Below are 11,607 nucleotides of genomic sequence, written 5' to 3'. Positions count from 1 at the left end.
ACCACGGTAGTCACAAATGCAAGAGAGTTGCCCTGCTGACATAATCACGGCAGTGCAAGTTCCAAGACCAGATGATGCGCGCTGATCGCGTCATCGTTCACGCGAGGGAGCGTTTAAGTGGCCGATCAGGCAACTGCGCAAGAATTCGACATCCTGGTACTCGGTGGCGGCAGCGGCGGATACGCTGCGGCGCTGCGTGCAGTACAGCTCGGCCTCACCGTCGGCCTCGTGGAGAAAGGCAAGCTGGGCGGCACCTGCCTCCACAACGGCTGCATCCCCACCAAGGCCCTGCTGCACTCCGCAGAGCTGGCCGACCACGCCCGTGATTCCGCCAAGTACGGCGTGAACGTCACCCTCGACGGCATCGACATCAACGCCGTCAACGCCTACAAGGACGGCATCATTGCCGGCAAGTACAAGGGCCTGCAGGGCCTGATCAAGTCCAAGGGCATCACCGTTATCGAAGGTGAAGGCAAGCTCCAGGGCACCGACACCGTCGTGGTGAACGGCACCGCCTACAAGGGCAAGAACATCGTGCTGGCCACCGGCTCCTACTCCCGCACCCTCCCGGGCCTGGAAATCGGCGGCAAGGTCATTACTTCCGACCAGGCTCTGACCATGGACCTCATCCCGAAGAGCGCCATCATCCTCGGCGGCGGCGTCATCGGCGTCGAATTCGCCTCCGTCTGGAAGTCGTTCGGCGTGGACGTCACCATCGTTGAAGGCCTGCCCTCCCTCGTTCCCAACGAGGACGCCACCATCATCAAGAACTTCGAGCGCGCCTTCAAGAAGCGCGGCATCAAGTTCTCCACCGGCGTCTTCTTCCAGGGCGTCGAGCAGAATGACGACGGCGTGAAGGTCACCCTGGTGGACGGCAAGACGTTCGAGGCCGACCTCCTCCTGGTCGCTGTTGGCCGCGGCCCCGTCACCGCCAACCTCGGCTACGAGGAAGCAGGCATCACCATCGACCGCGGCTTCGTCATCACCAACGAGCGCCTGCACACGGGCGTGGGCAACATCTACGCCGTCGGCGACATCGTTCCCGGCGTGCAGCTGGCCCACCGCGGCTACCAGCAGGGCATTTTCGTGGCCGAGGAGATCGCCGGCCTGAAGCCGGTGGTTGTCGAGGACATCAACATCCCCAAGGTCACCTACTCCGAACCCGAGATCGCCACGGTCGGCTACACCGAGAAGGCTGCCAAGGAAAAGTTCGGCGAAGACCAGGTGCAGACCCAGGAATACAACCTGGCCGGCAACGGCAAGAGCTCCATCCTGGGCACCTCCGGCCTGGTCAAGCTGGTCCGCCAGAAGGACGGCCCCGTGGTGGGCGTCCACATGATCGGTGCCCGCATGGGCGAGCAGGTGGGCGAGGCCCAGCTGATCGTGAACTGGGAAGCCTACCCGGAGGATGTGGCGCAGCTGGTGCACGCCCACCCCACCCAGAACGAAGCCCTCGGCGAAGCCCACCTGGCGCTGGCCGGAAAGCCGCTGCACGGCTAATTTTCAACAGCATTACCAGGCCAGGTGCACCCGGCCGCGCAGGCCGGGTGCACCAGGCTTCCAACAAGGCAGCAACCATTCGCACTAAAGATCAATAAGGAGAACGGGGACGACATGTCTGAATCCGTTAACTTGCCCGCCCTCGGTGAGAGTGTCACCGAAGGAACCGTCACCCGCTGGCTCAAGCAGGTAGGTGACCGGGTAGAGGTGGACGAGCCGCTGCTCGAAGTCTCCACCGACAAAGTAGACACTGAAATCCCCTCTCCTGTAGCTGGCGTGATTGAAGAAATCCTGGTCGCTGAAGATGAGACCGCTGAAGTAGGCGCGCCGCTGGTGCGCATCGGCGACGGCTCCGGCGGCGGCTCCGCACCCGCAGAAGCCCCGGCCGAAGCAGCCCCCGCCCAGGAAGCCCCTGCCGAAGCAGCACCGGCTGAGGAAGCTCCCGCCCAGGAGGCCCCTGCCGAAGCAGCCCCCGCCCAGGAAGCTCCGGCTGCCGGCGGCGGCGAAGGCCACGAGGTCACCCTCCCCGCACTGGGCGAGAGCGTCACCGAAGGTACCGTGACCCGCTGGCTCAAGGCCGTCGGCGACTCCGTCGAGGTGGACGAGCCGCTGCTGGAAGTCTCCACCGACAAGGTTGACACCGAGATCCCGTCCCCGGTGGCCGGCACCCTCCAGGAAATCCGGGTCAACGAGGACGAGACCGCCGAGGTAGGGTCTGTACTGGCCGTCATCGGTTCCGGCGCACCCGCTGCCGCGGCACCCCAGGCTGCACCTGCCGCTCCCCAGCAGGAGGCGCCGAAGCAGGAAGCCCCCAAGCAGGAGGCACCCGCCCCCGCAGCCGCTCCGGCTCCCGCGCCCCAGGCTGCACCCGCAGCAGCCGCCGCACCTGCGCCGGCAGCCCAGGAAGCGCCGTCCGCCGGCGGTTCCGAGTCCGGCTACGTCACTCCCCTGGTCCGCAAGCTGGCCAACCAGCACGGCGTGGACATCTCCTCGCTCTCCGGCACCGGCGTCGGCGGCCGCATCCGCAAGCAGGACGTCCTTGCCGCCGCTGAAGCGAAGGCCGCTCCCGCAGCCGCTCCGGCTGCTACCCCGGCTGCCTCAGCTCCGGCTGCCTCGGGTGCGGCCGCCTCGTCGCTGCGCGGCACCACCCAGAAGGCTCCGCGCATCCGCCAGGTCATCGCCCGCCGCATGCGCGAGTCGCTGGAAATCTCCACCCAGCTGACTCAGGTCCACGAGGTGGACATGACCAAGGTTGCCAAGCTCCGTGCCCGCGCCAAGAACTCGTTCCAGGCGCAGAACGGCACCAAGCTGACCTTCCTGCCCTTCATCGCCAAGGCGGTCGCCGAGGCCCTCAAGCAGCACCCCAAGCTCAACGCTGCCTACGACGAGGAAAAGCAGGAAATCACGTACCACAACGCCGAACACCTGGCGATCGCCGTCGACACCGACAAGGGCCTGCTGGTCCCGGTCATCGCCGACGCCGGCAACCTGAACCTCGCCGGTCTTGCCGGCAAGATCGCCGACGTTGCCTCCCGCACCCGCGATGGCAAGATCGGCCCGGACGAACTGTCCGGCGGCACGTTCAGCATCACCAACATCGGTTCGGTGGGGGCCCTGTTCGACACCCCCATCATCAACCAGCCGCAGGTTGGCATCCTGGGCACCGGTGCCATCGTCAAGCGTCCCGTCGTGGTTGCCGACGAGAACGGTGACGACTCGATCGCCATCCGCTCCATGATGTACCTGTCGCTGACGTACGACCACCGCCTCGTGGACGGTGCAGACGCCGGCCGCTTCCTCCAGACCCTGAAGGCACGCCTCGAAGAAGGCGCCTTCGAAGCAGACCTGGGACTGTAGCAACAGGCAAGCACACGACGGCGGCGGGTGCCAAAGGTGGGATAACCACCGGCGAGGCGCACCGCCGTCGTTGTTTAACGGCCACCCGGCACGGGTGGCCAGCGTGGCTTTGCTACGGGCCGTAGAACTGACTGGCTAAGCTAGGGCCATGACTATTCTGTTCAACATCCTGGTCTTCCTGCACGTGGTGGGCGCCGCCATGATCGTGGGGTACTGGATCGCCACGATGCGCACGCCCACCGTCCACCCGCGCCAGCGTGACGGCGCTTTCCTGCAGCTCCTCACCGGCATCGCCATGATGGGCATCCTTCCGTTCCTGCCGGACAAGGATCCCAACTACGCCAAACTGGGCATCAAGTTCGTCATCGCCGTCGTGGTTGCCGTCCTGGCGGTCATTGGCTCCCGCAGGGTCAAGAACGGACAGCCAGTTTCCACCGGCCTCGCCCACGGCGTCGGCGGCCTTGCCCTGCTCAATATCGCGATCGCCACCATCTGGCAGTAGCCACACCGGCCGCAGCAGCGGTCACAATCCTCTGAGAGCGGACAACCCGTGCACCGGAGGTGCGTGGTCCCTAGGATGGACAACGGTGGGCCCGGCAGCGAACGCACCGGACCCGGATCGAACCGACGTTGAGGAGAGACATGGCTACAACACGCAACGCCCACACCGTATGGACCGGCAGCCTGACCGAAGGCTCAGGCAACACCACCCTGGACAGCTCGGGACTGGGCACCTTCGATGTCACCTGGAAGGCACGCACGGAGGCTGCCGGCGGAAAGACCAGCCCGGAAGAGCTGATCGCCGCGGCGCACTCGGCCTGCTTCTCCATGGCCTTCAGCCATGAACTCAGCCAGGCCGGCTTCACCCCGGAAGAGGTCAACACCAAGGCTGAGGTTGGCTTCCAGCCCGGCACCGGCATCACCGGCAGCCACCTGACCCTCAACGCCCGCATCCCCGGCATTTCGGAAGAGGACTTCCAGCGCATCGCCGAGGCCGCGAAGAAGGGCTGCCCGGTGTCCCAGGCCCTCGCCGGCATCGATATCACCCTCGACGCCACGCTCCAGTCCTAGGCGCGCGCCGCCGGTCCTGACAAGTCGGCCTGAAACATGCAAAGGCCCTGTTCCTCCCGGTCTTCCGGGAAGGAACAGGGCCTTTGCCGTTGCTAGTTTTCCTGGCGGGCCGGCAGCGGTTCGGGCTTCAGGCGGCGGTAGCCTGAGCGCGCCGGCGGCCGGTCGGTGGGCAGTTCCTGGATCATTTCCTTTAGTGCGCCGATGCCGTACTCCAGCTGCGGATCACGTCCTGCAGCGTAGGCGTGCGGCGGATAGGCCACCTCGATGTCCGGATCAACGCCGTAGTTCTCCACGCTCCAGCCCACCCCTCCACTGAACCAGTTGGCATAGCGGGGCTGGGTGACACCGGTACCGTCAGCCAGCGCGAAGCGGTTGTCGATGCCCACCACACCGCCCCACGTCCGGGTTCCGATCACCGGGCCGATGCCCCGCAGCTTCGAGACCTGGGTGATGATGTCGCCGTCGGACCCCGCAAACTCATCTGCAAGGATGATGACCGGTCCCCTCGGTGCGTGGTGGGGGTAGGTGCGCGGCTTCTCACCCCGCGGCATGCTCCAGCCGGTCACCTTGCGGCCGATCAGTTCCGCGACGAGCTGGGACGTGTGGCCGCCGCGGTTGCGGCGCACATCCACGATCAGGCCGTCGAGCGCCGTTTCGGTGTCCAGGTCGCGGTGCAGCTGGGCCCAGCCGTTGGCCATCATGTCCGGGATGTGCAGGTAACCGAAGGTGCCGTTGGAGGCTTCCCGGACGGTCCGCCGGTTGCCGGCTACCCATTCCTGGTAGCGCAGGCGCTCCTCATCCTTCACGGGCACGACGGCGACGCGGCGCTGGGTGCCTTCGCCGGCACCGTGGCCGGGGCCGTTGAGGAGGGTCAGCTCCACGGCGCGGCCGGCGGCCCCCACCAGCTGCATGGCGGGTGTGACGCCGGCGGACAGCGGGACGCCGTCGATGGCCAGCAGGATGTCGCCCGCCTTCGCCCCGACGCCGGGCCGCGTCAGCGGAGAGGTGGCCAACGGATCGGATGACTCACCGGCGAGGATCCGGGTGATTTCCCATCCGCGGGGGGTGTGTGCCAGATCGGCGCCGAGCCGCCCCTGGCCCCGGCTTCCGCGTTCGGTGACGGCAGCGGGGCGCACGTAGGCGTGGGATGTCCCCAGTTCGCCGTGCAGTTCCCACAGCAGGTCCACCAGGTCGTCATGCGAGCCCAGGCGCTCCACCAGGGGGCGGTAGCGCGCGTGGATGGAGTCCCAGTCCTGGCCGGCCATGTCCTCGGTCCAGAAGAAGTCGCGCTGCAGGCGCCAGGCCTCGTCGAAGGCCTGTCCCCAGACGCTCAAGGGGTCCATCACCACACGGATCCGGCTCAGGTCCACCTTGACCAGCTTGCCGGACTCCTCGTCCGCCTTGGCGTCGGATGGGATCACCGTGACCTGTTTGTCGGACACCAGCACTGCCTTGCTCCGGTCGCCGGACAGGCGGTAGCTGTCCACGGAGTCGGACAGGGTGGTTTGCCGGCGCCGGGCAATGTCGTAGCGGACCAGGCTGGGGCGTGCGTCCTTGTCCTCCTGGCTGGCCTTGCCGTCGCCGGTCACGCCGGACAGGACGGAGTCCAGCCAAAGGAGTCCGCCGTCCACGGCGGCCAGCGAGCTGTAATTGCCCTGCGGCACGGGGACAGTGATCACGCGGTGCGCCAGGCCCTCCGCATCCACCGTGACGGCAGGCGCCGCAACGGCAGCGGTGTCGGCTGCCCCAGCGCCGGAGGCTTCGTCCTGCTCCTCACCGCCCGCCGGATCAACCGACGGGCCAAAGGGCGACGGCGTCTCCGCGGCGAGAGCCACCATGTACGGCTTGATGGGACTGGGGAAGGACAGGTCGAACGAGTGCCCGTCGTAGACGGGGTCGAAGCTGCGGTTGGAGAGGAAGGCGAGGAACTTGCCGTCCGGGGTGAAGGCGGGGGAGGCGTCGCGGAAGCGGCCGTCCGTGACCTCCACGGGCGCGGCATCGAGCCGGTCCACGGTGGCCAGGCGCAGCCGGCTGCGGGAACCGAAGGAGGTGACCGGTTCCGACCAGGCGAGCCAGCGCGAGTCCGCCGACCAGGCCAGCTCGGAGATGCTGCCTTCGCCGATGCTGGCAACCCGGGTCAGGTCCCCGGTGCGGGTATCCACCACGTACACGTCGCCGAACGACGTGCCCAGGGCAACCCACCGGCCATCCGGGCTTGCTTCCAGCGAGCTGGCGCGCGACGGCGTCGGGACCGTGAGGTGGTCCTCTGCGGCAATTGCCGGGGCCTCAGCCGGGGCAGTTTCAGCCTGCGGCGCCACATCCGCCTGCTGCTCGTCGTCCGCCGGAACGTGGATGTGGCCGCCTGCCAGCATTGCCGCGCCGGCGGCGGGCACCGGCTGGGGCAGGCGGATGGCGTCCTGCCCGTCGGGCGTGCCCCCGTCAGGGTTCCCGGAACCGGGAGTTTCGGACGCTGCTGCGCCGCTGCCGGCCGGTGCCTCCACCGGCCCGGCGCCGTAGGGAACCGGCGCGGCGATGTCCTTGATGTGCAATCCCTCCACGCCGTCGTGGTCGGCGATGTAGGCGATCCGGCCGTCGCCGAGGGGCCGGGGCAGCCGGGCCCGGACGCCGGGGGTGGCCTCGATGATGCGGGAGGGCCCATCCTTGTGCCGCAGCCAGTGGATGGTTCCATGTGACTCCACGGCACTGGCGGAGGCGGTGGCATCGGGTGCTGCGGCTCCCAGGTGCTTGACGGCATCGAGCAGCGCGGGACGCCTCGTCTGCGAGGCGGAGCCAAGGGTGATGTCCAGCTTCACGGCCTCCGAGCCAAGGTCGTGGAGGACCCAGAGTTCACCGGCGGATTCGAAGATGACCCGTTTCCCGTCGGTGGAAGCATGCCGGACGTAGAAGTCCTGGTGGTCGGTGTGCCGGCGCAGGCCGGTTCCGTCAGGAAGGACGGAGTACAGGTTGCCGTAGCCTTCGTGGTCTGAGAGGAAGGCGATCCGGCCGTCCACCCACAGGGGATCGGTGAGGTTGCCGTCGAGGTCCGGCACCAGCCGCTCGAACTCGCCGTTGCCATCGCGGTCGATCCAGAGCTTGCCGGCGGTTCCGCCGCGGTACCGCTTCCACCATGCAGGTTCACGGGACAGGACGCTGGCCAGGACCACGGGACGTTCGTCGCCCACCTCGGGGCCGTAGGCAACTGATTCCACCGGGCCATACGGAAGTTCCTGGGCCCAGCCGCCCTCGAGGGGCACGCTGTACGCGTAGGTGTGGCGGCTTTCCGCCTGCCGGAAGGCGCTGGTGACCACGGCCGAACCGGTAGCGGTGAAGCCCTTCACCTTCGTGGTGCTGTGCCCAAAGTAGGTGAGCTGCCGGTACCCGCCGCCGTCGACCTCTGCCGACACGACCTCCGGGGCCGTTCCCTGCACCACTGTCCACACCAGCCGCTTCCCGTCGGGGGTGAAACGGGGATTGCGGGCAGGAAGCTGGAGCGACGAGACACGCCAGGCCCGGCCGCCGTCCAGGGGCGCAATCCACACGTCGTCCTCGGCCACGAAAGTAACCAGGTCACCGTGCACATGCGGGAAACGGAAGTAGCTCGAAAAGGTCATCGTTCGATCATAGTCAACCCCTCCGCTGCGCTGCGGGAGGCACACAACGGGCGCTGCCGTGGTGAGATGGACCATGCATATCGTCATGGCCGGCGCCTCAGGGCTTATCGGCACCTCCATGTCCGCAGCCTTCCGCAATGCCGGCCACACGGTGGTGACCCTGGTCCGACGGCCACCCGCCGGGCCCGGCGAGGTCCGCTGGGACCCGGCGTCCCACACCCTCGATCCGGGGGCACTTGCCGGCGCCGGCGCCGTAGTCAATCTGTCCGGCGCCGGCATCGGCGACAAGCCCTGGACTCGGAAGCGGGTTGCGGAGCTCTTCAGTTCCCGGCTGGAACCGACGCGGACACTCGTCCAGGCCATGGCGAAGCTGGATGCCCCGCCGGCAACGTTCATCAGCCAGTCGGCATCGGGGTATTACGGCGACGCCGGCAACACCGTCCTGCGCGAGGACGCCCCTCCCGGCACGGGGACCCTGGCGCAGATCTGCGTTGAGTGGGAGCAGGCTGCCCTGGCGGCACCGGCAGGCGTGCGGGTGGTGACACCCCGCACCGGTGTGGTGTTCAGCCGGTCGGGCGGAGCCCTGGGCAAGCTGCTTCCGTTGCTTCGCCTTGGCCTTGGCGGCCCCTTTGGCAATGGCCGCCAGTTCTGGCCCTGGGTGGCACTTCCGGATGTTTCAGCCGCTTTCCTTTTCCTCCTGGACAGCGATGTATCAGGCCCCGTCAACGTCGCCGCGCCGGAGCAGGCGGATGTCAACACCATCGTTGCCGCGCTGGCCGGCGCCCTGCACCGTCCTGCGGCCCTTCGGGTTCCGGCCCCCGTACTGCGCACCGTCATGCCCGGGCTGGGCGAAGAGCTCCTGCTGCACAGCCAGCGGATGGAGCCGGCAGTCCTTGCAGCCGCCGGCTATCCCTGGCAGTACGCGCGCCTGGACGAGGCCGCACAATGGGTGGTTGGCCGGGACCGCAAAGCTTAGCTGCGCCCACGGCAGGTTGCAGGGCAGGGCCAGGCACGGCTTTGTGAACCCGACACCTTCCGCGGTCTATTCACCCGGCAGGATGTCGCTGATCATCCATCGCCCGTCCACCGATACCAGGACCAGCCTCAGCGGCCGGGCCGGGCCGGGCGGTCCTTCGGCCAGCTCTTTGCCCCCGGCATCGAGCGTCCGGTAGCCGGAGGTGGAGGAGGTCAGCCTGACGACCACCTGCGTGGCGGTCTGCGTCCCCTCCGGGGCAACGTCCGAGAGAAGGGTAGTGAATCCGGCCAGCCGCTGGGCGGAGCCGGCCATCTGCCCGGCGATGCGCCCATCCGCGGCTGCCGCAGATGAGCCGGGGGCGTTCACGGCTGCCAGGAGGTCCAGGTCTCCGGTACTGAAGGCGGTGTCCCGCATCACGGAGAGGCCCCGCACGGCAGTAACGGGGTCGGCGGCGTTGGCCCGTTCCCTTGCCGCGGCCAGCGCCACCGTATCTCCCTTGCCTCCGGCGGCGGGAGGTTCCGGGGCTGCAGCGGCAGGCGGCACGGCGGCCGCTGGTGCTTCCGGCCTTGCGGCGGCGTGGCCGGACCATAGCTCCTGCCCGGCCGGTCCAAGCAGCATCCACCCTCCCGCCGTAACGGCAGCTGCCGCGGGCAGGAGGGACCGCAGCAGCAACTGCCTTCCCCGGCCGGGAGGGTGCGGTCCGGCATGTTTGCCATGCGGCGCCGGCATTTTGCGCGGTACCCCTGCCGGTAGTTCCCGGGCCAGGCCCCGGCCCGGTGCGGCCGCCGGCCGGCCGTCCCAGCGCGCCGTGGCCGCCCGCCGCCGCAGGCCCTGCACTTTCGCGCGCAAGCGGCCGCCCTTCCCCGCGGCGGGAGCGGCCCGGCGCGTCAGCAGCTCAGGCAGCACGGTGGGATGAACGGCGGTAGACAGGTCCACCGGCTGGGGTTCGGCGCTGCGGTAGATCGCAGCGGCAAACGCCAGCGCATTCGGCCGCAGCCGCCGGTCCTCGTTCAGGCCGGCTTCCAGGGCCACCGCAAGGTCCGTGGGGACACCGCGGACCAGCAGGGACAATGGCGGGCGGTGGGAAGTCCTGCCCGGCGCTTCCCCGGTCAGGCAGTACCAGCCGAGGGCGGCTGCGGAATACACATCCCGCTCCGGCTGCAGGCCGGCGCGCACGGCATCGACCGGCATAGGGTCCGTGAAGCCGGCCGTCCCGGCGCCGGCGGTGCCCGGATCGCCGAGCATGCGTGCAACACCCAGGTCGGACAGCATGGGTTTGCCTTGTCCGGTGAACAGGATATTTCCCGGTGCCACGTCCGAATGCGTGAAGCCCTTGCCGTGCAGGTAGCCCAGGGCCTGGGCTATGGGCGTCAGGACGGTGACCGTCTCCCCCACGCTGAGCCTGCCGCGGGCTGCCAGCAGCTGCGCCAGCGAACCTCCGGCGGCGTAATCCATGGTTAAGGCCGGGCCGCCCGTGGGTGCTGCCGTGCGCACCGCATCATGGGCCCGGATGAGGTGCTGGTGGTCCAGGACCGACAGAATCCGGATTTCCCGCCGGACGTCCTCGTCGGTGGGGGCCCCACCGGTCCGCGAAGTCCCGTGCCCGTCCCCCGTGCCGCCGCCGGCGCGGAAACACTTGAGTGCGTACTGCCGGCCGCTCCGCTGTTCCCGGGCCAGCCACACGTCCGCGCTGCCGCCCCGGCCGAGCAGGCGGCCGACGTCGTATCCGGGAACGTTTGGAGCCTGTGCATCGTCCATGGTCCATGTCTAGCGGAGATTCGGAATGGCCGCAGAAGTTATCCACAGGCGCCGGCCGGCCGCAGCAGTCACAATGGGTGCCGCCGGTGAGCTTGGACACTAAACGGGGCCGGCGCAGATTCCGGGTCTAAGCTGGATGGCATGACTCTTGAGTTTTCACAGCTGGGTCTTGCCCCCGACTTCGTTGATTACATGGACGGCTGGGACGCCCAGCGCGAACTCCATGACAAGGTTGTCGCCGGGGATGCCCCCAGCACTGTCCTGCTTCTGGAGCATGCCGCCGTCTACACCGCCGGCAAGCTCACGGAGGACCACGAGCGGCCGTTCGACGGCACACCTGTCGTTGCAGTGGACCGTGGCGGCAAACTTACCTGGCACGGTCCCGGACAGCTGGTGGCCTACCCCATCCTGAAGCTGAAAAACCGGTCCGGCATCCGGGACTACGTGGAACGCCTGGAAGAGATCATGATTGCGGTCATGGCGGACTACGGCATCAAGGCCGAACGCATCAAGGGGCGCGCCGGCGTGTGGCTCAAGGCCGATGCCAAGGGCCCGGACCGCAAGATTGCCGCCATCGGCATCCGCGTCCTGAACGGGGTCACCATGCACGGCATCGCCATCAACTGCAGCAACGATTTGGCCCCTTACGGCCAGATCATCGCCTGCGGCATCACCGATGCCGGGGTGACCACCATGTCCCAGGAAACCGGCCGGGACATCCGGCCGGCGGACATCGTGGACCGTTTTGTGGAGGAATTCCGCAAGCATGAAGAAGCATTGGTTTCGAGCCCTGAAGGAGCTCTACTGTGACATTGGCACCTGAAGGCCGGAAGA

General features: G+C 68.1%; 8 protein-coding genes. 6 read left to right on the top strand and 2 right to left on the bottom strand.

What is annotated here, in order from left to right; translation table 11 throughout:
- Positions 1 to 117: 117 nt before the first annotated feature.
- The 4 genes from lpdA (at position 118) to RM50_RS01960 (ending at position 4,428) form a co-directional block, all read left to right on the top strand.
- On the top strand, positions 118 to 1,500 hold the full coding sequence (gene lpdA / locus RM50_RS01975) for a dihydrolipoyl dehydrogenase (RefSeq protein ID WP_043449426.1): 1,383 nt from the start codon (positions 118 to 120) through the stop codon (positions 1,498 to 1,500).
- A 114-nt stretch (positions 1,501 to 1,614) separates the two neighbouring features.
- On the top strand, positions 1,615 to 3,357 hold the full coding sequence (gene sucB / locus RM50_RS01970; protein ID WP_043449424.1) for a 2-oxoglutarate dehydrogenase, E2 component, dihydrolipoamide succinyltransferase: 1,743 nt from the start codon (positions 1,615 to 1,617) through the stop codon (positions 3,355 to 3,357).
- Between the two features lie 148 nt (positions 3,358 to 3,505).
- Positions 3,506 to 3,859: a hypothetical protein gene (locus RM50_RS01965; RefSeq protein ID WP_043449423.1), complete on the top strand. Its 354-nt coding sequence runs from the start codon at positions 3,506 to 3,508 to the stop codon at positions 3,857 to 3,859.
- 140 nt (positions 3,860 to 3,999) lie between these two features.
- Positions 4,000 to 4,428 (top strand): OsmC family protein, encoded by a 429-nt coding sequence (locus RM50_RS01960; protein WP_043449421.1) that lies wholly within the window; start codon positions 4,000 to 4,002, stop codon positions 4,426 to 4,428.
- 92 nt (positions 4,429 to 4,520) lie between these two features.
- Here RM50_RS01960 and RM50_RS01955 read toward each other — a convergent pair whose 3' ends face one another.
- Positions 4,521 to 8,039, bottom strand: a complete 3,519-nt coding sequence (locus tag RM50_RS01955; RefSeq protein WP_043449419.1) for a S41 family peptidase — start codon at positions 8,037 to 8,039, stop codon at positions 4,521 to 4,523.
- Positions 8,040 to 8,112: 73 nt separating this feature from the next.
- Here RM50_RS01955 and RM50_RS01950 point away from each other — a divergent pair, with 73 nt between their 5' ends.
- Positions 8,113 to 9,015 carry a TIGR01777 family oxidoreductase gene (locus RM50_RS01950; protein ID WP_043449418.1) on the top strand — a complete coding sequence of 301 codons (903 nt, stop codon included), beginning with the start codon at positions 8,113 to 8,115 and terminating at the stop codon, positions 9,013 to 9,015.
- Positions 9,016 to 9,081: 66 nt separating this feature from the next.
- Here the strand turns inward: RM50_RS01950 and RM50_RS01945 are convergent, their stop codons facing one another.
- Positions 9,082 to 10,773, bottom strand: a complete 1,692-nt coding sequence (locus RM50_RS01945) for a serine/threonine-protein kinase (protein WP_043449416.1) — start codon at positions 10,771 to 10,773, stop codon at positions 9,082 to 9,084.
- A gap of 141 nt (positions 10,774 to 10,914) precedes the next feature.
- Between RM50_RS01945 and lipB the strand changes: the two genes are divergently transcribed.
- Entirely contained in the window at positions 10,915 to 11,583 is a 669-nt protein-coding gene (gene lipB, locus RM50_RS01940; protein ID WP_043449414.1) for a lipoyl(octanoyl) transferase LipB, read from the top strand.
- Positions 11,584 to 11,607: the final 24 nt, after the last annotated feature.

Source organism: Pseudarthrobacter phenanthrenivorans, assembly GCF_000813845.1.
GTDB classification, from domain to species: Bacteria; Actinomycetota; Actinomycetes; order Actinomycetales; family Micrococcaceae; genus Arthrobacter; species Arthrobacter phenanthrenivorans_B.
Note: the sequence above shows the minus strand (reverse complement) of the source record. Positions and strands in the feature narration are given on the sequence as shown.